Below are 19,938 nucleotides of genomic sequence, written 5' to 3' on the forward strand. Positions count from 1 at the left end.
CTCTATTCCCGCAGGAGTCAAGTGCCCTTCGCTCCAATCAACTCAGATTATTAAATAAAAATTACATTATAAAAGCAACAAACTTTATGAAAACAGCTAAAGAAAAAAATGCTTGGATATGTAATCATCCAAGCATTTTGTGGGCTCTTTTAATCTTCTAATTTGGCAGTAAACGGACTTTTTTTCTTACAAATGGGTTATTTAGAAGCTAATGTGAACACGGTAAGCTCTGGTCGGGATAAAAACCGGAAAGGTAAGCGGGTCGTGCCTATGCCTCTGTTGACATATAAGGTTAATGGGGTATTGCCTATTTTGTAAAAACCTTCATGATAGTTTTCAGCAAATGGCGGCTTCACAAGGGCACCTGCGAACGGGATTTTAATTTGTCCGCCATGACTATGGCCACTTAGCTGAAGCTGGATATTAAAGGCAGAGGCCCCGTCTGCTAAATCGGGCGCATGAGACAAGAGAATTTTAAAAGAATCAGAAGGAATTCCGTTAATTGCCGTTTGGATATCGGGACTCCCAAGCATGGCATCATCGATCCCAATTACATAGATGCTGCTGCCATCAAGTAACTTTATTCTTTGTTGGCTATTTAAAAGCAGCGAAAAATTCGCTTGTTCCATAATAGATTTGTAGATATCTGAACCATAGCCGCCATGATCATGGTTTCCGTAAATCGCAAATTTCCCAAATGGGGCACGAAGCTCTTCGAGAAAAGGGATTATTTGATTTGCCTCCTGATATTTATTTGGCTCATCCATTAAATCACCAGTAAAGAAAATCACATCCGGCTCAAGTTGGTTTATCTTTTTGGCAAGTGTTTTAAACTGGTGCAAATCATATTGAAAGCCAAGATGTGTGTCACTGAATTGAACGATTTTGAAGTCGTTGAAACTAGGTGGTATTGCTTTATGGCTTATTTGATGATGGGTAATTTCTAATCGCTTTGGCTCAATTTCCCGTGCGTAATAATAGCCTCCGCCTCCTATACCAACTGCAGCAAAAAGGGAGCCGAATGCACTTTTTAAAAAGGATCTCCTAGACACTTTTTTCGGCATGTTTATGACCAACCTATCTATAATATATACCCTCTTATACTAACAAACTACGTTCTGAAAAAGAAGGGAGTTTAATCAAATGGTTGGAGGAATAATTTGACGAATTTTTAACTGAAAGACTGTTTTCGTAAACTTTGTTGCTATTTAACAAAATGTGGTCTAGTTGATTTCCGCTCCAGGTTGCTCGCTTTCCGCGGGGCGTGCGGTGAGCCTCCTCGGCCCTCTGCGCCTGTGGGGTCTTACCTGTCCCGCTGCTCCCGAAGGACACTGAATTTACATCCTTGAATCTGCCCATGCACGAAGGAAATGCGAGAGCATTTTCGAGGAGTCTCGCACCTTCCGCTCCAATCAACTTCATACAAATCCTATTTAAAAACAACAATCATTTAGAAAACAGCAACTGAAAAAATCAGAATTGAATTGTTCGAAAATTACATATTTAGTGGTAGAATAGAGAATGAACACTCATTCATTATTTGGAGGGATGCTTTTTGAAGGGGAAGGTAGTCATTGTCACAGGCGGGTCAAGCGGGATGGGAAAATATATGGCAAAACGTTTTGCCGAGGCAAATGCATCGGTCGTCATTACCGGAAGAACACTCGAACGCCTTGAAGAGGCAAAAAAAGAAATCGAAACATTTCCCGGCCAAGTATTTACGGTGCAGATGGACGTACGAGAGATTGAACATGTGAAGCATATGGTTGCTGAAACACTTAATGCTTTTGGGAGGATCGACTTTCTGATCAATAACGCCGCAGGCAATTTTATTTGCCCTGCTGAAAAGTTAAGTGCGAACGGCTGGAATTCGGTTATTAATATTGTTTTAAATGGGACATTTTATTGTTCTAGCGAGGTCGGGAAGTATTGGATTGAGAAAGGAATAAAGGGGAGCATTATTAATATGGTGGCTACATATGCCTGGGATGCAGGAGCCGGGGTCATTCATTCAGCAGCAGCGAAAGCAGGCGTTTTGTCGATGACAAGGACATTAGCTGTTGAGTGGGGAAGAAGGTATGGCATTCGGGTAAATGCGATTGCACCAGGACCAATTGAAAGAACGGGCGGAGCAGACAGGCTTTGGGAATCAGAAGAGGCAGCGGAAAGAACGATTACGAGTGTCCCATTAGGGAGGCTTGGTAAGCCGGAGGAGATCGCGGAACTGGCTTACTTCTTATTTTCTAACCATGCTGCTTATATGAATGGGGAATGTATTACAATGGACGGCGGACAATGGCTCAATCAATATCCGTTCTAGAGGTGAGAGGTGGGAGAAATCGGCAAGTGAGCTGATTTCTTTTTTTGCGCTCAAATTCCTTGTAAAAATCAAAAAAATCTATTGGAGGTTTAATATATTGGGTAAAGTTATTTTTTAAATCTTCCTATATTTCCAAATTACGATTGCGATGAAATAATTTAAGAAAAAACTCAGAAATAGTAGTATACTATAGCCGTGGCAGAAATCGACAAATTTTCTATCATAGCTTGTACATATCAACATTTGGAAAAAATGAGGAGATGTTAAAGGTGAATACATTTAGAGTCGAAAAGGATTTTTTAGGGGAAAAGCATGTTCCAGTCGAAGCTTATTACGGAATACAGACATTAAGGGCTGTTGAAAATTTCCCGATTACAGGATATAAATTGGACAAAGGTTTGATCATCGCAATCGCGATAGTAAAGAAAGCGGCAGCACTTGCAAACGCTGACATTGGGAGATTGTATAAAGGAAAAGCGGAAGTGATTTGCCAGGCAGCTGACGAAGTGATTACGGGGAAATGGCATGATCATTTCATCGTGGATCCGATCCAAGGCGGTGCCGGGACATCCATTAACATGAATGCCAATGAAGTCATTGCTAACCGTGGCTTAGAACTGTTAGGAAAAGAAAAGGGTGAATACTTTCATTTAAACCCAAATATCGATGTGAATATGGCTCAATCGACAAATGATGCTTTTCCGACAGCGATTCATATTGCAACATATAAAGCACTGGACTCATTATTAAAAACAATGAATGAGATGAAAGAAGAATTTAATAAGAAAGCAATTGAGTTTGATTCAGTTATCAAAATGGGAAGAACCCATTTACAAGATGCGGTTCCTATTCGGTTAGGCCAAGAATTTAGAGCCTACACAAACGTGATCGAACGTGACATCAAAAGAATTGAACGTTCGAAAGAAAATTTATTAGAAGTAAATATGGGCGCTACAGCAGTAGGAACTGGATTAAATGCGGATCCAAGCTATATTGAAAAAGTCGTTCAATATTTAGCAGAAATATCAGGGATTGCTGTCGTTCCAGCGAGTGATCTTGTCGATGCGACACAAAACACGGACTCCTATGTAGAGGTGTCAGCTGCTTTGAAAATATGTATGGTGAATATGTCAAAAATCGCAAACGATCTTCGCTTAATGGCATCAGGGCCTAGAGCAGGTTTATTTGAAATTAATTTACCAGCCCGCCAGCCAGGTTCTTCGATTATGCCTGGAAAGGTTAATCCAGTCATGCCGGAAATGATTAACCAAATTGCCTTTCAGGTGATTGGAAATGATCATACGATCTCTCTCGCATCAGAAGCAGGCCAATTCGAATTGAATGTGATGGAACCTGTCTTGTTATTTAATTTATTGCAGTCAATTTCAATTATGAATAATGGTTTCCGTGTATTTACGGATTTCTGTGTGACAGGAATTAAAGCAAATGTAGAGATTCTTAAAGAATATGTTGAAAAAAGTGTCGGTTTACTAACCGCAGTTAACCCGCATATTGGCTACAATGTTGCTTCAGATATTGCTAGAGAATCAATTCTGAATGGAAAATCAATCCGGGAACTATGTTTACAATACGATGTACTGAGTGAAGAAGAGTTAGATCTTATTTTAGATCCATATGAAATGACAAAACCAGGAATTGCTGGTGCATCATTATTTGATAAGTGATTAACTTAATGAAAATACCGATAAAAAATGTCGGTATTTTTATCTTTGATACGAAATCCATATTTCGTAAAACTTTGTTGCTTTAGTGTAATTTTATATAACTATCTGAGTTGATTGGAGCGGAGGGCATGTGACTCCGGCGGGAAATAGAGTGAAAGGGAGACCCCACAGGCAGTAACGCCGAGGAGGCTCCCGTCCCTCCCCCGCGGAAAGCAAGTGCCCGCAGCGGAAATCAACGTGCAAACTTTAAAGGCTAAAAACAACAATATATGCGAATAGAGCCATTCAAAAAGTCATTTTGAAGATAATCGAATAAAGAGAATAGGGTATAATAATACTCTTATTGGAGGCGAATGACATGGATGCACTGGAAATCATGACAGATTTAGATAATGTATTCCCATTTTTTCAACCGATATTCAGTGCTGATGAACATCGTGTCATAGGTTATGAAGTATTCGGAAGATATAGAAGTGAAAACGAAGTGATTAGTCTAGGTCCATTTTTCCTAGATGAAAGCATTCCGGAAGAATACAGGCTTGAGGTTGACCAAGTGGTCTTGAAAAAGGCGTTGGAAAAAGCGCTTAATTTAGATGATGATATTCTCTTATTTTTAAACCAGGACGCAGATTTATTAATGTATGATAATGGTGAATCATTATTGTCTTTATTACTAGCGTATCAAGAAAAAGGGATAAAGCTGGAACGAATCGTATTGGAGTCCACAGAGCGTATTTATAAAGGAAATATGGAGCATTTGGACCATTTGTTAAACTACTACCGGACATATGGAATCAAAATCGCTATTGATAATAAGGGAAATGAAAGAAGTCATTTAGACCGAATTGGCCAGCTTGTGCCTAATATATTAAAAGTTGACTTGAATGAGCTTCGTACAACGGCTTCAGCTCAGGCCCTGCACGATATTTTATATTCATTATCCTTATTGGCGCGCAAAATCGGCGCAACCTTGTTTTTTAAAAATATCGAAATGGTTTATCAGCTCCAATTTGCTTGGCGAAACGGCGGCAGGTATTATCAAGGCTTTTATTTGCAAAATCCGGCAGAAGATTTTGTTGACAGAGATATTATGAAAGAAAAGTTGCGAGATGAATGCCATCAATTTATTTCCTACGAAAAGCGAAAACTGGCAGCTTTATATGCTGTCACAGCTGAATTTAATGAAAAACTGCAACAATTTCTTCAGGTGAAAAATCGTAAGTCACTCGAATATGAAGAGTTATTAAAAGTTCTTTCTCAGCCGCTTACTGATGTTGCGTTCCGCTTGTACATTTGTGATGAAGATGGTTTTCAAAAATCTGCTAATATTTATAAAAAAGATTCAAACTGGCAAATTCAGCAAGAATATTTACATAAAAACTGGAGCTGGCGTCCTTACTTTTTGGAAAATATTATGAAAATGAGAATAGATAAAAAAGGGATTCTCTCTGATTTATACAGTGATATCGAAACAGGAGAAACCATTCGCACATTCTCTTATCCTCTAAATGCAACTGATTATTTATTTATTGATCTATCCTATCACTATCTATACGAGCATGAGGGGTTATTATAAGTGGGCAAAAGAAAAAGGTCTCGAAGCTGAGACCTTTTTTCTATTAGGCTCTTTTCTCATATATTGTTGTTTTAGCTTTAAAAGTTTGCCCGTTGATTTCCGCTGCGGGCACTTGCTTTCCGCGGGGAGGGACGGGAGCCTCCTGGCGTTACCGGCCTGTGGGGTCTCCCGTTCCCTCTATTTCCCGCAGGAGTCAAGTGCCCTCCGCTCCAATCACTCAGCTTGTATATAAAATCACACTAATAAACAACAAAATTCACAAAACAGCCTTCTATTAGAAATATTTGTCATATAGTGGAAGTTTTAGACTAGAAAGCTTTTTTTCTGTCAAAACCTGCAGTTATTTTGCGAACGATTTTATTCATATGCCAGAATGTTTGTTGATAAAATGAGAGTTACTAGACGAGGGAAAGCGAGGGGGAATAAAATGAGCAAGCATTTACATAAGCTTCTGCCTGTCGTTGTTGCTTTTATTTTAATGTTTCCGTCTTTGTCAAAAGCGGATGTCGAACTCTCAAATGAGCAGGTAGTTTTACAATTTTTAGATACTGCATTTCAAGCTCAAGTTTCCTTAAGTGAAAAAGAGAGAAGCATGGATGAGATAAATGAACTGCTGTCTCCGTACTTTACTGAAGATAATAAAAAACAATTTTTGGCGGAAAATCTAGTTTCAGAAAATGGAAGATATTTAACGTATGGGACTGATGCTCCTCTATTTTACATTCCTTTTTTTACTTTCTCAGATGAAACGAAGGTTGTTTGGACGAAATATAAAATATATGTGTTTGAGTATTTTCCTGAAAATGATGAGGGGCCGGTATCATACGAGAGCCATTATGAAGGGTTAATCCTTGTAAAGGAGAATGGAAAATGGAAAGTCGCAGAATATTTATATGATGATATCCCTAAGGAAATTATTAGAAAATCGTCGGAGGTAGAGAAGGGCGTTCTGCCAAAACCCTTCGAGGAGAACTCTTCTCATGCATATATTGTTCAGTCAACTTTCCAGATGGGCTTATTTCAGCATCCAGTAGAAGCTTTTTTCCGATATGGGATATCCCTCTTGACTAGCAACGGTGAAAAATCTAATGAAAAAGCAATCTGAAGCTAAACCTAAAAAGCGAATTGGCTTTTAAGTTTAGCTTTTTTTTATTGTTTATTCCTCTATATTCAATACTTCTTTCAGTTTCTCCAAGTTGAAACCTGTGATGATCGTATCTCCGATTACAATAGTAGGAGTAGAGTAGGATTGATACTTTTCGATTAATTCCTTCTTTGCCTTATGATCCGTTTTAATATTCTTCGTTTCAAATGAAAAACCGTATTCGGATAAAAACCTTTTTGTAATGTCACAAGGGGGACAGTCAGGTTGTGTGTAAATAGTGATTTTTTCCATAATTAAAATCCCTTTCTAATTGTCATATTTTTATGATAGAGAAAACTTGTTTAAATTACAATCTAAAGGCTTTTTTACGTGCCGTTGAAAAAAATATCCCCTTTTATTTAGATTTTACTTGTCTAAATACCTAACATTATTTTATGCTGTTACTATTGGTATGCAAAGGAAATGGGTTGAGTATTCTGAATTCGATCTAAAAAGGATAGAAACATGCCAAAAGAGAAATCTAAACTTATGATGTTAGGTTTCTTTGAAAGGAGAGGGAGCATGTCACAGCTTCAAGGTATATTAACGCGTTTAAAAAACCTGCAGGAACAATCAATTGGTGGAGAGCCGATGCAGCGATTTTTCGAGGTCAATGGCGAAAGGAAATGTCAGGTAACCTATCAGCCGAAAAATGAAATGTTCGAGTTGGAAGTTTATCATGATAAGGAAAAACCAAAAAGGTATCAATTTGACAATATTGATATGATAACAATTGAGATTTTTGACTTAATTCAATAATATGACATTCAAAGGAACCGATTTTGGTTCCTTTTTTATTTTATTCAAATATATTTGCAAATAAGAACTAAACTGGGAATGCTGGCTCGCAAAATGGATAACGATATGTATAAGAGGTGAGATAATATGTTGCCAATTGTAAAATGTCCAAAATGTTCGACTGAGGCAGAAATTAATTCAGTTTTAACTGCGCAATCGAATCAAAATGTAATATTTAAATGTCCAGGGTGCAGGTATGAGGTTAGGAATATTCATACGAGCAAAGGTTGAAAACATTTAAGGAGCAAGGAACTTGAAACTGTGATAAACTAAAAGAGACAGATAAACTTTATTTTGAGGAGTTTTCGGCGATGATTAGTCTTCACAGCGGGGAATATTTAGAAAATAATATTCGTAACTTTATGATACCTTCAGAGCGGGTAGCACATGTTCAAGTTGGAAATAATTTGGAACATGCACTTTTAGTTTTAACGAAAAGCGGCTATACGGCCATTCCTGTACTAGATCCGTATTATAAACTTCATGGTTTAATAAGCACCCCGATAATTATGGACTCTATTCTTGGCCTCGAAAGAATTGAATTTGAAAAATTAGAGGAAAAGCGTGTCGAAGAAGTGATGAACAAAAAAATCCCAAGGCTGCCAATCCATTCATCTATGCAGGATTCAATCGCTTTATTGATTGACCATCCGTTTTTGTGCGTAGAAAACGAAGACGGCTATTTCGAAGGGATATTTACACGTAGAAGCGTAATGATCCAGTTGAATAACCATGTTCGGAAATTAAATAAAAAGTAAGTTCACGTTAGCTCCCTAGCATGGGAGCTTGATTTTTTTATGCGAGGTGTGCTCTATGGAACAAGTGTTAAAAAAATCGATGCTTGCTCAAAAAGGGCAAAAACAAACAAACCGCCCGCTTGTGCTTGCTTCCATAATGCTGGCAATGTTTATGGGTGCGATAGAAGCGACGATTGTTTCGACTGCAATGCCGGCCATTGTAGGAGACTTAGGCGGTTTTTCTTTATATAGCTGGGTGTTTTCTGCCTATTTGCTGATGAATGCCGTAACTGTGCTCATATACGGAAAGCTCTCCGATTTGTTTGGACGGAAGCCAATTTTGATTTTTGGAATTATTATTTTTTTAGTAGGATCCATTTTATGCGGATTTGCCGGATCCATGACGATGCTTATCGTTTTCAGATTAATTCAGGGATTTGGCGCCGGTGCCGTAACACCGATTGCAATGACAATCGTTGGTGATATTTACACGAAGGAAGAAAGAGCAAAAATCCAAGGATACTTATCAAGTGTTTGGGGGATATCGGCAGTAATGGGTCCGGCAATAGGAGGTCTACTTGTAGAATACGTCAGCTGGCACTATGTTTTCTGGATTAATATCCCTCTTGGTATTCTTGCTATTATTGGCGTCGGTAAGTTTCTCCAAGAAAATGTTGAAAAGAAAAAGCATAAGATTGACTATCTTGGTGCGATTCTTTTAACGGCATCGATCACAACCTTAATGTTTGTTCTTGTTGAGGGAGGGACGGATATTGCGTGGTCCTCACCTAAGGCTCTAGGTTTGTTCGCGATTAGTTTCGCAGCCTTCGTGTTATTCGTGTTTCAGGAAAAAAGAGCTGCCGAACCAATGATGCCTTTCAATATATGGAAAGAACGCTCGATTCTGATTGCAAATCTGGCGTCTTTAACAACAGGTGTCATGTTAATTGGCATTTCGAGTTTTTTGCCTGCTTTTGTTCAAGGGGTGATGGAAAAATCCCCGATTGTCGCAGGCTTCACATTGACAACGATGTCAATTGGCTGGCCGATTGCGTCATGGGCGGCAGGAAGAATGCTCCTCCGAATCGGATTTAGGAGTACATCGATCATTGGAGGCGTATTACTAGTTATTGGGAGCATCATGTTTGCTACCCTTTCACCAGAAGCAGGTCCAGTTTGGGCCGCAGCCGGATCGTTCCTTGTTGGAGCGGGAATGGGACTAACTTCAACCTCCTTTATTGTTTCAATCCAGAGCACGGTCAGCTGGCAGCAAAGAGGAATTGCAACAGCTTCGAATATGTTTATGAGAAATTTAGGAAATACAATCGGTGCTGCCTTATTAGGCGGAATTTTAAATAGCGGGATTAAGGTTTATATACAAGAAAATGGGCGGGGCGAAACAAGAAATTTGTCCGTTGATTCTGCTAATCTCCTTTTAAATAAAGAGGAAAGAATCAACATGGCTCAAGAGGTAAAAGATATCCTTCAGGAAGGGCTTACATATTCTCTTCATTGGGTTTATTTCGCGGTTCTCCTGTTTGCAGTCATCAGTTTTATTTTGATCATGTCCCTTCCTAAAAAAGAGAATGATACTGCGGAATAAATTAAATTCTCAAGATTAATTTAGGCTGTTTTCGTTAACTTTATTGCTTTTTGTAGTGTGATTTTATATGGAAATCAACGGGCAAACATTCAAGGCTAAAATTAACAATATATGCGAAAAGAGCCTTAAAATAAAAAAATGGAGGTGAATGAAATGTCTTCACTTTCTGAATTTCACTTACTCTCTGCCTTAGCCCAGGAAATGAATATGAGGAAGGCAGCGGAAAGGTTATTTGTTTCCCAGCCGGCCTTATCCCAGCGCCTGCAAACAATTGAAAAAGAATGGGGAGAGCGGCTGTTTATCCGCTCACAAAAAGGGTTATCACTGACTCCTGCTGGTGAATTGGTCCTGAAATTTGCAAATGAAGTGATTGCAAAAGAGGAAAAGGTTAGAGAATCGATTCATGCATTAAATTCGGAAGTATATGGGACATTAAAAATTGCGGTAGCTTCCATTGTTGGCCAAAATTGGCTCCCTCAAGTGCTAAAGAAGTTCGTTAACCGCTACCCCCAAGCGAAAATTTCACTTGTTACGGGGTGGAGCAGTGAAATTCTGAAATCCATTTATGAAGATCAGGTGCATATTGGAATCATTCGGGGAACACCGGATTGGAAAGGCGTAAAAATCCACCTTTTTGAGGACAGCCTATACCTTGTCGATACAGAAATTACCCGACCGGAGCAAATTTTGGAGACAGACAGACCATTTATCCAGTTTAAGAGCGATTCGAATTATTTCCAGGAGATTCAGGATTGGTGGCTCCGGCAATTTAAAACAGCCCCAAAGAGAACCATCGTCGTTGATCAAATCGAAACTTGTAAACAAATGGCATTTAATGGAATAGGATATGCGATTCTGCCAGCGATTACGCTAAACGGGGCAGAGGAAAATATTTTTAAAATTCCTTTGCTAAATGAGAAAAATCTCCCTCTAAAGCGTGATACATGGCTGATTGGCTATGAATCCGCATTTCAGCTTAAACAAGTTCAAGCGTTTGTTGAATTAATCAAGGAATATATTGAAGAGCAAGGGCCGTGAGATAGGAAATTGACAGCCCTTGCTCTTCAATATTGTTAATAAAGTTATTGTGCATAAAACTTCATTAATTCCCTTTTTCTAAAGAAGTCTTTTTTATTTCCTCCAATGTTTCTTTAAGTTCTTTACGAAGCTGTCTCTCCACTGCCCACTGTTCCATGTTTTTTGTTTTGGCGATTATTCTTAGTTCGACGTCAGAGGTGCCAAGGGTTTGCACTCCTAATACGTTCGGGCCTTCTATAATTGCTTCATTTTCCGCAGATACCTTGTCACATGCTTTTTGTATAACGTCAATCGCCTCGTCAATGTCATGCTCGAAGGAGAGCTTAATATCGACAAGGGCCCTCATATTCCCGCGTGAATGATTGCTCAAACTTGAAATCGCCCTGTTTGGAATATAATGTAATGTCCCATCAAAACCGCGAACTTGGGTTGTTCTCAAGCCAACCTGTTCAACAATGCCAGAAAAACTTCCTGTCGTTACATAATCGCCAACGTCCATTTGCTTTTCCAGAAGGAGGAAAAAACCGGTCACCACGTCACTGACTAGCCCTTGGGCCCCGAACCCGACGGCCAAACCGACGACCCCGGCTCCAGCTAGAATTGCTGTAGCTTCAATCCCAAAGACTTGCAAAATTGTTACGATCAAAATGAAAATAAGTACATAAGAAAAAATATTTTTTGTCAGACTTTCAAGCGTTTTGGCTCTGCCAATCGATAGCTTTTGCTTTTGTGAAATCCCGCCAAAACTTTTGTGAATAATTTTACTGCCAGCCCCTTTGACAATGAAAAAGATCATAAATATCGCTATTACTTTAAGAAGCTGCAATCCTGCTTTCAACAGTAATCCTTCCCAGTCAATCGTTAATACACTATTACCAATTTCGCTAAGTTCATTCAACCTTTGTCCATCTCCTCTCTAAATTCCCGCTTTTAAATGCTCCCATTATGACAAATAAATGAAGAGTTCGTCCATATTTGAAGTTTCACTATTATCCCATAAAATATTACGGAAAGCATTTTATTTTATTCCCTAACCAAATTTTGATACACTTGAAGAATAATATGGAATTTATCGAAACATATCGAGCAAATCGAACTTTTTTGGACAAGCTCTATATTATTTTGATTAATTTATTTCGGAAACGGGTAAAACATGTAATGGGCTTTTATTTTTAAGGGACATTGTTGATATATGCATATTAGCAGGGCGATTTTGCCTGTCGGACTTAGAACGCCACGTCCTGTGGCAACGTCGGCACTAGTATGTCATGTACGTCGCAGAGAGCCTTTTTTGCGAATGCAAAATCCGCCTCTCGGAAGGTAAAACGAACCCGTGGCTAGATCAACAATATTGTTTAACAGCGCCATTTAATATAATTATAATTAATGTTTATTTAAATTAATTATAATTTAATATTGACTAAAAATTTTATAAAGGCTATAATGATACTTGTAAATGAGAGATCAAATGAGAATATATATATAAAATTCTCATTTAATAAACATATGGAGGGATTTAGACATGGCAGAACGCATGGTAGGTAAACAAGCACCCCGTTTTGAAATGGATGCAGTATTAGCAAATAAGGAATTTGGTAAGGTAAGTCTCGAAGAAAATATGAAAAACGATAAATGGACAGTACTTTTCTTCTACCCAATGGATTTCACTTTTGTATGTCCAACTGAAATCACAGCACTATCAGACCGTTACGATGAGTTTGAAGACCTTGATGCAGAAGTAATTGGTGTATCAACTGATACAATTCATACTCACTTAGCTTGGATTAATACAGATCGTAAAGATAATGGCCTTGGCGAATTGAAATATCCGCTTGCTGCAGATACTAATCACGTTGTATCTCGTGAATACGGCGTGCTTATTGAAGAAGAAGGGATTGCTCTTCGCGGATTATACATCATCAGCCCTGAAGGCGAATTAATGTATTCTGTTGTTAACCATAACAACATTGGCCGTGACGTTGATGAAACTTTACGTGTCCTTCAAGCTCTTCAAACTGGCGGACTTTGCCCAGCTAACTGGAAGCCAGGACAAAAAACGCTTAATGCTTAATAACAAGTAAATGAACTGAAAAGGCCTAACGATAGTTAGGCCTTTTCTTAAATAAAGAGGATCGTGCTGATCATATATTCGTCATCTTCCATTTAGGATAGGTGACTATGATAAGCATATAGGGTAAGAAATTAAAAATAACCGAGGGGGATTAATAATGAAATTACGTGAACCAATGCCCGAACTTCTAGGTGCAACTGAGTGGTTGAATGGGGAAGTAACGAAAGACGAGTTGATTGGCGAAAAGCCGACATTAATTCATTTCTGGTCTGTAAGCTGCCATTTATGTAAAGAATCAATGCCAAATGTGAACAAATTTAGAGATGATTTTAAAGACAAACTAAACGTCATCGCTGTTCATATGCCGCGTTCTGAGGATGATCTTGATCTAGAATTGATTAAGAAAACAGCAGCAGAGCATGAAATCACGCAGCCAATCTTCGTGGATAGTGAAACAAAACTTAATGAGGCTTTCGAAAACCAATATGTCCCAGCCTATTATGTTTTTGATAAAGATGGGAAACTCCGCCATTTCCAAGCAGGTGGAGGCGGAATGAAAATGCTTGAGAAGCGCGTTAACCGTGTATTGGATGAAATGAATAAAGCAGAATAAATAGTGGACCAAGCAGAGCTTGGTCCTTTTTTGTAATCATTTCTATTTTATGAAACTTTTCCTCTTACAAATCGTCCGATTATTTAAAGGTGATAATACCGTGTTTGAAATGATCATATATAAAAGGTAAAGGGGGGCAAAATTCTATGAAAAAAAACGGATTCTTTCCGCTCTTTTTCGGTATTATTCTCTTATTATCCGCATGCGGAGGGGGATATTCTAAGGAAAAAAGTGCAGGAGAGTCTACAGACAAAGCGATGGAAATGAATACAAGTGAGCAAGATAATAGCAAATCAGAATCTGTAGCTTTTACTGAAAGTGATGGAAATGTCTTAGCTGAACAGCCTGTTGTATCAGCAAGAATGGTTATTTACAATGCAAATCTACATTTAAAGGTAAAGAATTTTCAAAAATCCCAGGCTTCATTTGAAGAAAAAGTGAAGAGTTATCAAGGTTATATTGTGGAATCAAATATTTACCGGGAGTCGAAGGAAATAGTTAGGGGATATATGACAATTCGAATTCCAGCGGCAAGCTTTGAGAAATTTTTGCATGATGCCGAGGGACTTGCCGCAGAGGTAATTGAACGCCAAGTATCAGGCGAGGATGTTACAGAGGAATTTGTTGATCTTGAATCGCGTCTAAAATCTAAAAAAGTAGTTGAAGAACGTTTAATGGAGTTTATGAAAAAAGCAGAGAAAACAGAGGATCTATTAAAAATATCATCGGATTTAGCAAAAGTTCAAGAGGAAATTGAACAAATAGCTGGTAGAATGAAATATTTAAACAATTTAATTGCATACTCAACTGTGAACATTGAAATGTCTGAGGATCTAGTCGTCATCCCGTCAATCGATAATACGAAACTCAATACATGGGAGAAAACAAAAAAGCAATTTGCGGTAAGCACAAACGCATTGCTTGCTTTCCTTTCTGGAACCATTGTTGTCATTTTTGGCAATCTTCCTTTCTTTATTCTATTGGGAGCGATCATTACAATCTTGGTCGTTATTATCAAGAGAGCAAGAAGGAGGAAGCAATCGGGGGACTGATTGAAAGATTAACTTTATTCAGCAGAAGTCTCTAAACGATATAAGTGGCGAGATGAATGCAAACAGATATCCAATTCAGTGGGGCTCAGGCTGACTAATGTTAAGCCTCCGGCGGATGCCTCAGATTTTTATCGAGCAAGCTAAGGTAAAAATCTGGGCGCAAATACTTCAAGGCGAATTTGATTTTCTTAAGAAATAGTATTCAATTGTGCTAAAATAGGATCATACTTTAACTGTCTAGAAGCTGGGGGAATGATTTGTGAAAAAGGAATTTGCAGTTATCGGACTTGGACGTTTTGGCGGAAGCATCTGCCGTGCATTAGCAGAGCAGGGGATGGAAGTGATGGCGATCGATAATAACGAGGACCGCGTAAATGAATTTTCAATGATAGCTTCTCATGCGGTTGTTGGCGACACGACGGACGAATCAGTAGTCAAAAGTCTTGGAATCCGTAATTTTGATCATGTCATTGTTGCGATTGGGGATAATATCCAAGCTAGCATCCTAACGACATTGATTTTAAAAGAAGTAGGAGTAAATAAAATCACGGTTAAAGCGCAAAATGATTACCATGAAAAAGTACTAAGGAAAATTGGGGCAGATCAGGTCGTTCACCCTGAGCGGGATATGGGAAGAAGGATTGCGCATAATATCGTTTCTAATAATGTATTAGATTATCTTGAACTTTCCGAAGAACATAGCATTGTTGAAATCGTTGCTAATGAAAAGCTTGGCGGAAACACGATTATTGATCTCGATATCCGCGCAAAGTATGGAATTAATATCGTTGCAATCAAACGAAACAATGATATTATTGTTTCCCCGCAGGCAAATGAAGAAATTCAATTTAAGGACATTCTTATTGTTATAGGTGCTGACGTTGATATAAACCGGTTTGAGAAAAAGGTCATGTCATAATAATATTAGATGCAAAAGCTTGTTGCTGTTTAAACAGAGCTCAGCAAATCGAGACATTTCATGTCCTACTGAGTGAGATGTCAAATGTGAGAGTAGATGCCAACCGGCAATTCACCGATTGCTTTTTTAAAAAAGTTATAACAAAAAAGGCTGTTTTCCCCAATTTGAGGGAATGACAGCCTTTTTATATTTGAATCACTTTTCTTATACTTCCATAATAATCGGTAAAATCATCGGGCGACGCTTTGTTTTTTCATATAAGAATGGCGCAAGAGTATCAGTGATTTCGTTTTTGATTTCAGACCATTGAGTCGTTTTGCGTTCCATTACTTTGTTTAAATGCTTTGTAATGAGTGATTGGGCGTCATTGATTAAGTCACCTGATTCTCTCATATAGACGAATCCGCGTGAGATTAAATCAGGTCCAGCAGCAATTTTGAAATCTGCCATATTAATACTGACAACTACTACGACTAACCCTTCTTCTGACAGGATCCGGCGGTCTCTTAAAACGATATTTCCAATGTCACCAATCCCGCTTCCATCAATATAAACATTGCCAGAAGGAATTTTTCCAGCAATCTGAGCCGTATCTTCACTTAATGCGAGCACTTCGCCATTGTCCATGATGAAGCAATTTTCTTCTGCGACTCCACACTCAACGGCTAATTTTGAATGCATTTTTTGCATTCTGTATTCACCATGAATTGGCATGAAGAATTTCGGTTTGATTAGTCGAAGCATTAGCTTTTGTTCTTGTTGACCGCCATGGCCAGAAGTATGAATATCACTTAATTTCCCGTAAATAACCTCTGCACCCGCACGGGAAAGTCGATCGATTGTTCTGCTTACACTAATCGTGTTACCCGGTATTGGTGAAGAAGAAAACACAACCGTGTCTCCAGGTATTATTTGGATTTGGCGATGTGTTCCGTTAGCAATCCGTGAAAGGGCAGCCATTGGTTCACCCTGGCTGCCTGTACATAAAATCGTTACTTGGTTTGCAGGGAGTCGATTAATTTGCTGTGCTTCAATAAATGTATCTTTCGGTGCACTTATATATCCAAGCTCTTGGCCAATGTTTATTGCAGCTTCCATGCTTCTTCCAAATACAGCGATCTTTCTGCCATGTAAAACTGCCGCTTCCGTTACCTGCTGCAATCTATGAATGTTCGAGGCGAAAGTTGCGAATATGACACGGCCATCCACTTTTCTGAAAATATCATGGATGCTCTCGCCAACCCGGCGCTCTGACATCGTAAATTCTGGAATCTCACTGTTTGTGCTGTCTGATAGTAAGCAGAGAACACCTTCTTTGCCGATTTCAGCCATTTTTGTTAAGTTTGCAGGTTCACCGACAGGCGTGAAATCAAACTTAAAATCTCCGGTATGAACAACTTGTCCAGGTGGGGTTTTAACTACAATCCCGTAAGAATCAGGAATACTATGAGTTGTCCGGAAGAATGTTACAGATGTTTTTCTGAATTTAATTACATCATCTTCTTTTATTTCATGCATTTTCGTTTGTCTAAGTAATCCGTGTTCTTCTAATTTATTTCTAAGTAAGCCAAGAGCAAGCTTTCCTCCATAGACAGGAATATTTATCTCTCTTAATAAATAGGGAATTCCGCCGATATGGTCTTCATGCCCGTGGGTGATGAAAAGCCCTTTAATCTTATCTTCATTTTTAACTAAATAAGTGTAGTCTGGTATCACATAGTCAATTCCAAGCAGTTCATCTTCTGGAAACTTAATGCCCGCATCAATGAGGATGATTTCATCCTGGAATTGAACAGCGTATGTGTTTTTTCCGATTTCACCTAGTCCTCCAAGGGCAAAAACGGCTGTTTGATCATTTTTTACAAATTTCATAATTTATCCAATCTCCAATACTTTAAAGTCTTCGTTTTGTTTTTCATACGCCAAAAAAGGGCCTTCTAAAGCTGTTACAAACTCAATATTATACGGCCGGTCTGCTAACTTAGTCCGAACATCTCTTTCGGATTCTCCTTCTACATAAATCGCTTTCGTTTTTTCACGAACGGGTACTTGCTTGATTGTTTCCTGGTAATATACTTTAAAAATCATCCTAAATCTCTCCTTAATCCGATGTCACTTTTTCTATTATATAAAAAATTAACATGTTTTTCATGTTTTTTCTTATTTAGGTTAAAAATACTTCCTTTAGTGAAAGTAGGCTACGACAGAACTTCCGCATTTCTAATAAGGAAGGAGCCCTTCTTGATTTTGAAGGGCTCAAAAGTGAATTAGGCAATCGTCTTTTTTCGAAGCATTTCTTTCCACTGTTTTAAGAGCTTCTTTCTTAGCTTCTTTAACATAGTGGATCATCTCCTTATCTTCTATTTTAAACGATCCTTGTCCAATGTAAAGCAATCAAAGATGTTTAAACAGGATTTGTTTTTAAAAATCCTCTTTTTGTTATTATTGTATGCTGAAATTAAGATATCTTCCGTGGCTAATTTTGGATTTTTCGTGTATTTTCGCTATTTTCTACTACAGTAATATATTGACAATTATCCTTTATGGGTTTAGTGTTTTATTACGGGAAACGAAAGAAGCAAAAGGATGTGGGGAGAAATGGGGAAGCTATACAGTACTTTAATCTTATTAAGTATTATCTGGGGCACTTCTTTTTTATTCATAAAAATTTTGCTTGAAGATATGGGTCCTGCAGCGGTCGTTTTTGGCCGATGTATATTTGGATTCGTTACGCTTGCTATTCTTGCCCTTATAAAACATGAAAAGATTGCATTTAAAGAACTCCCTTGGAAGAAACTGTTCTTAGTTGGCTTTTTAAATAACGCATTACCATGGCTTTTTATTTCTACTAGCGAAATGAAGATTTCCTCAAGTCTAGCCTCAATCCTAAATGCCACAACTCCAATCTGGACCCTAATCATTGGTTCAGTCTTTTTTGCATCTGCATTAAAGAGAAACCAATGGATCGGGATTGCGTTTGGGTTCGTTGGAATATTTATTATATCAGACATTAAACCAGGTGAACTTCTATCTGGAAATTTATCAGGCGTGTTATTAATACTCGGGGGAGCCATTTGTTACGGCGCGGGAGCCCATTTAACAAAAAGGTATTTGCTTCATTTATCTACTTTACATATATCTCTTTTCACCCTATTTGTTGCTTCAATTATTAGTTTTGTTATGATGATGGTAATGACACCTGTATCTATTTATGCATTCAAGGAAATTTCTGTCATTCTCCCGCTGATTGGTTTAGGTTCCCTCGGTTCAGGATTAGCTTATCTTTTGTATTACTTTTTAGTTAAAAAGGGGAGTCCGGAATTTGCTTCATTAGTCACTTACCTAGCTCCTGCATCGGCCATCATTTGGGGGGCGTTTATTCTTGAGGAGGAGATTCATGTTTCGATGATTCTTGGTCTTCTGATTATCTTTGCGGGCATTTATATAGCCTCCCTTAAAAGAAAAAAGGCCGAAAATAAAGCTGCGGCATAGTTTAAGAAAGAAAGGAAGTATAATTGAAAATGAAAAAGATTGTTTTTTTTGATATTGACGGAACACTGCTTGACCACGATAAAAAGCTGCCTGACTCAGCGAAGGAATCCCTGGAACAATTAAAAAAGAACGGCGTATTTGTTGCCATTGCAACTGGGCGTGCTCCATTTATGTTCGAAAGCTTAAGAGAAGAGTTAGATATCGATTCTTTTGTCAGTTTTAACGGTCAATATGTTGTATTTGAGAATGAAGTTATTTATCGAAATCCGATGAAAACGACCGAAATTGAAAAAATCTCTAACCAGGCAAAAGAATATAATCATCCGTTAATTTTCATGAATGAAAAAACGATGAAGGCCACTGTGAAACATCATGAATTAATCGAATCAGGCTTAGGAAGTCTGAAGTTTCCGCATCCTGATAAAGATATTCATTTCTATAAAGACAGAGAGATTTACCAATCCTTAATATTTTGTGAAGAAAAGGAAGAGAAAATATACCATGGCGAATACCCGGATTTCCGTTTCATCCGCTGGCATCCATTTTCTTCCGACATTTTGCCTGCTGGGGGATCCAAGGCAGAAGGGATTAAAAAGATGATTGATCGTCTTGGCTTTGACCTAGAAGATGTGTATGCATTTGGGGATGGATTAAATGACATCGAAATGCTAGAAACGGTTGGAAATGGTGTTGCGATGGGAAATGCAAAAGAAGAATTGAAGAAGGTTGCTGATTATACGACAACTGATGTTGATCAGGATGGAATCTGGAATGGTTTGAAGGCATTGAAATTGATCTAATACCATTAACTTTATTCAGCAGAAGTCTCCCACATCTATAAGTGGTGAGATGAATGCAAATAGATATCCAATTCAGTGGGGGTTCAAACC

19 protein-coding genes are annotated in these 19,938 nt (G+C 38.3%); 14 read left to right on the plus strand and 5 right to left on the minus strand.

Features of this window, described 5'->3' with window-relative positions:
• Nucleotides 1-197: 197 nt before the first annotated feature.
• Nucleotides 198-1,064 (minus strand): metallophosphoesterase, encoded by an 867-nt coding sequence (locus BGM26_RS01340; protein ID WP_217037926.1) that lies wholly within the window; start codon nucleotides 1,062-1,064, stop codon nucleotides 198-200.
• Nucleotides 1,065-1,555: 491 nt separating this feature from the next.
• Between BGM26_RS01340 and fadH the strand changes: the two genes are divergently transcribed.
• The 4 genes from fadH (at nucleotide 1,556) to BGM26_RS01360 (ending at nucleotide 6,686) form a co-directional block, all read left to right on the plus strand.
• Complete coding sequence (gene fadH / locus BGM26_RS01345; RefSeq protein WP_217037927.1) at nucleotides 1,556-2,320, plus strand: 2,4-dienoyl-CoA reductase; 765 nt, start codon at nucleotides 1,556-1,558, stop codon at nucleotides 2,318-2,320.
• A gap of 260 nt (nucleotides 2,321-2,580) precedes the next feature.
• A complete protein-coding gene (gene aspA / locus BGM26_RS01350; RefSeq protein ID WP_217037928.1) occupies nucleotides 2,581-4,005 on the plus strand; it encodes an aspartate ammonia-lyase in 1,425 nt (474 codons plus the stop codon).
• Nucleotides 4,006-4,363: 358 nt separating this feature from the next.
• Nucleotides 4,364-5,581: an EAL domain-containing protein gene (locus BGM26_RS01355; RefSeq protein WP_217037929.1), complete on the plus strand. Its 1,218-nt coding sequence runs from the start codon at nucleotides 4,364-4,366 to the stop codon at nucleotides 5,579-5,581.
• Nucleotides 5,582-6,008: 427 nt separating this feature from the next.
• Complete coding sequence (locus tag BGM26_RS01360) at nucleotides 6,009-6,686, plus strand: DUF3993 domain-containing protein (protein ID WP_217037930.1); 678 nt, start codon at nucleotides 6,009-6,011, stop codon at nucleotides 6,684-6,686.
• 51 nt (nucleotides 6,687-6,737) lie between these two features.
• Here BGM26_RS01360 and BGM26_RS01365 read toward each other — a convergent pair whose 3' ends face one another.
• Nucleotides 6,738-6,977, minus strand: a complete 240-nt coding sequence (locus BGM26_RS01365; protein ID WP_217037931.1) for a glutaredoxin family protein — start codon at nucleotides 6,975-6,977, stop codon at nucleotides 6,738-6,740.
• Between the two features lie 270 nt (nucleotides 6,978-7,247).
• Here BGM26_RS01365 and BGM26_RS01370 point away from each other — a divergent pair, with 270 nt between their 5' ends.
• The 4 genes from BGM26_RS01370 (at nucleotide 7,248) to BGM26_RS01385 (ending at nucleotide 10,901) form a co-directional block, all read left to right on the plus strand.
• A complete protein-coding gene (locus BGM26_RS01370; RefSeq protein WP_217037932.1) occupies nucleotides 7,248-7,484 on the plus strand; it encodes a YkuJ family protein in 237 nt (78 codons plus the stop codon).
• A 350-nt stretch (nucleotides 7,485-7,834) separates the two neighbouring features.
• Nucleotides 7,835-8,281 (plus strand): cyclic-di-AMP-binding protein CbpB, encoded by a 447-nt coding sequence (gene cbpB / locus BGM26_RS01375; RefSeq protein WP_217037933.1) that lies wholly within the window; start codon nucleotides 7,835-7,837, stop codon nucleotides 8,279-8,281.
• A 55-nt stretch (nucleotides 8,282-8,336) separates the two neighbouring features.
• Nucleotides 8,337-9,863, plus strand: coding sequence for an MDR family MFS transporter (locus tag BGM26_RS01380; protein WP_217037934.1), 1,527 nt, complete (start codon nucleotides 8,337-8,339; stop codon nucleotides 9,861-9,863).
• A 153-nt stretch (nucleotides 9,864-10,016) separates the two neighbouring features.
• Nucleotides 10,017-10,901, plus strand: a complete 885-nt coding sequence (locus tag BGM26_RS01385; RefSeq protein WP_217037935.1) for a transcriptional regulator CcpC — start codon at nucleotides 10,017-10,019, stop codon at nucleotides 10,899-10,901.
• A gap of 64 nt (nucleotides 10,902-10,965) precedes the next feature.
• Here the strand turns inward: BGM26_RS01385 and BGM26_RS01390 are convergent, their stop codons facing one another.
• The gene (locus BGM26_RS01390; RefSeq protein WP_254118909.1) at nucleotides 10,966-11,799 is read right to left on the minus strand and encodes a mechanosensitive ion channel family protein; all 834 of its coding nucleotides are present in this window, start codon (nucleotides 11,797-11,799) and stop codon (nucleotides 10,966-10,968) included.
• Nucleotides 11,800-12,423: 624 nt separating this feature from the next.
• Here BGM26_RS01390 and BGM26_RS01395 point away from each other — a divergent pair.
• The 4 genes from BGM26_RS01395 to BGM26_RS01410 all read left to right on the plus strand — a co-directional run bounded on the left by BGM26_RS01395 (nucleotide 12,424) and on the right by BGM26_RS01410 (nucleotide 15,556).
• Complete coding sequence (locus BGM26_RS01395) at nucleotides 12,424-12,972, plus strand: peroxiredoxin (protein ID WP_217037936.1); 549 nt, start codon at nucleotides 12,424-12,426, stop codon at nucleotides 12,970-12,972.
• A gap of 157 nt (nucleotides 12,973-13,129) precedes the next feature.
• Complete coding sequence (locus tag BGM26_RS01400; RefSeq protein ID WP_217037937.1) at nucleotides 13,130-13,585, plus strand: TlpA disulfide reductase family protein; 456 nt, start codon at nucleotides 13,130-13,132, stop codon at nucleotides 13,583-13,585.
• A gap of 146 nt (nucleotides 13,586-13,731) precedes the next feature.
• Nucleotides 13,732-14,637 (plus strand): DUF4349 domain-containing protein, encoded by a 906-nt coding sequence (locus BGM26_RS01405; RefSeq protein ID WP_217037938.1) that lies wholly within the window; start codon nucleotides 13,732-13,734, stop codon nucleotides 14,635-14,637.
• Between the two features lie 259 nt (nucleotides 14,638-14,896).
• Nucleotides 14,897-15,556 carry a potassium channel family protein gene (locus BGM26_RS01410; RefSeq protein WP_217037939.1) on the plus strand — a complete coding sequence of 220 codons (660 nt, stop codon included), beginning with the start codon at nucleotides 14,897-14,899 and terminating at the stop codon, nucleotides 15,554-15,556.
• A gap of 204 nt (nucleotides 15,557-15,760) precedes the next feature.
• On the opposite strand, the gene rnjA is transcribed toward BGM26_RS01410, so the two are convergent.
• Together rnjA and BGM26_RS01420 are read right to left on the minus strand one after the other, a co-directional pair.
• Nucleotides 15,761-17,428, minus strand: a complete 1,668-nt coding sequence (rnjA, locus tag BGM26_RS01415) for a ribonuclease J1 (RefSeq protein WP_217037940.1) — start codon at nucleotides 17,426-17,428, stop codon at nucleotides 15,761-15,763.
• 3 nt (nucleotides 17,429-17,431) lie between these two features.
• Nucleotides 17,432-17,644 (minus strand): DNA-dependent RNA polymerase subunit epsilon, encoded by a 213-nt coding sequence (locus tag BGM26_RS01420; protein WP_217037941.1) that lies wholly within the window; start codon nucleotides 17,642-17,644, stop codon nucleotides 17,432-17,434.
• Between the two features lie 510 nt (nucleotides 17,645-18,154).
• On the opposite strand from BGM26_RS01420, the gene BGM26_RS01425 reads away from it, so the two are divergent.
• Together BGM26_RS01425 and BGM26_RS01430 are read left to right on the plus strand one after the other, a co-directional pair.
• The gene (locus BGM26_RS01425) at nucleotides 18,155-19,048 is read left to right on the plus strand and encodes a DMT family transporter (protein WP_217037942.1); all 894 of its coding nucleotides are present in this window, start codon (nucleotides 18,155-18,157) and stop codon (nucleotides 19,046-19,048) included.
• Nucleotides 19,049-19,077: 29 nt separating this feature from the next.
• Nucleotides 19,078-19,848 (plus strand): Cof-type HAD-IIB family hydrolase, encoded by a 771-nt coding sequence (locus tag BGM26_RS01430; RefSeq protein WP_217037943.1) that lies wholly within the window; start codon nucleotides 19,078-19,080, stop codon nucleotides 19,846-19,848.
• The last annotated feature ends 90 nt before the right edge of the window (nucleotides 19,849-19,938 follow it).

The organism is Bacillus sp. FJAT-29790 (genome assembly GCF_019039215.1).
Taxonomy (GTDB): Bacteria; Bacillota; Bacilli; order Bacillales; family Cytobacillaceae; genus Cytobacillus.

Coding starts and splice junctions, on each gene's coding strand:
- BGM26_RS01340 (WP_217037926.1), bottom strand. CDS start 1,064: ATGCCGAAAAAAGTGTCTAGGAGATCCTTTTTAAAAAGTGCATTCGGC.
- aspA (WP_217037928.1), top strand. CDS start 2,581: ATGTTAAAGGTGAATACATTTAGAGTCGAAAAGGATTTTTTAGGGGAA.
- BGM26_RS01355 (WP_217037929.1), top strand. CDS start 4,364: ATGGATGCACTGGAAATCATGACAGATTTAGATAATGTATTCCCATTT.
- BGM26_RS01360 (WP_217037930.1), top strand. CDS start 6,009: ATGAGCAAGCATTTACATAAGCTTCTGCCTGTCGTTGTTGCTTTTATT.
- BGM26_RS01365 (WP_217037931.1), bottom strand. CDS start 6,977: ATGGAAAAAATCACTATTTACACACAACCTGACTGTCCCCCTTGTGAC.
- BGM26_RS01370 (WP_217037932.1), top strand. CDS start 7,248: ATGTCACAGCTTCAAGGTATATTAACGCGTTTAAAAAACCTGCAGGAA.
- cbpB (WP_217037933.1), top strand. CDS start 7,835: ATGATTAGTCTTCACAGCGGGGAATATTTAGAAAATAATATTCGTAAC.
- BGM26_RS01380 (WP_217037934.1), top strand. CDS start 8,337: ATGGAACAAGTGTTAAAAAAATCGATGCTTGCTCAAAAAGGGCAAAAA.
- BGM26_RS01385 (WP_217037935.1), top strand. CDS start 10,017: ATGTCTTCACTTTCTGAATTTCACTTACTCTCTGCCTTAGCCCAGGAA.
- BGM26_RS01395 (WP_217037936.1), top strand. CDS start 12,424: ATGGCAGAACGCATGGTAGGTAAACAAGCACCCCGTTTTGAAATGGAT.
- BGM26_RS01400 (WP_217037937.1), top strand. CDS start 13,130: ATGAAATTACGTGAACCAATGCCCGAACTTCTAGGTGCAACTGAGTGG.
- BGM26_RS01405 (WP_217037938.1), top strand. CDS start 13,732: ATGAAAAAAAACGGATTCTTTCCGCTCTTTTTCGGTATTATTCTCTTA.
- rnjA (WP_217037940.1), bottom strand. CDS start 17,428: ATGAAATTTGTAAAAAATGATCAAACAGCCGTTTTTGCCCTTGGAGGA.
- BGM26_RS01420 (WP_217037941.1), bottom strand. CDS start 17,644: ATGATTTTTAAAGTATATTACCAGGAAACAATCAAGCAAGTACCCGTT.
- BGM26_RS01425 (WP_217037942.1), top strand. CDS start 18,155: ATGGGGAAGCTATACAGTACTTTAATCTTATTAAGTATTATCTGGGGC.
- BGM26_RS01430 (WP_217037943.1), top strand. CDS start 19,078: ATGAAAAAGATTGTTTTTTTTGATATTGACGGAACACTGCTTGACCAC.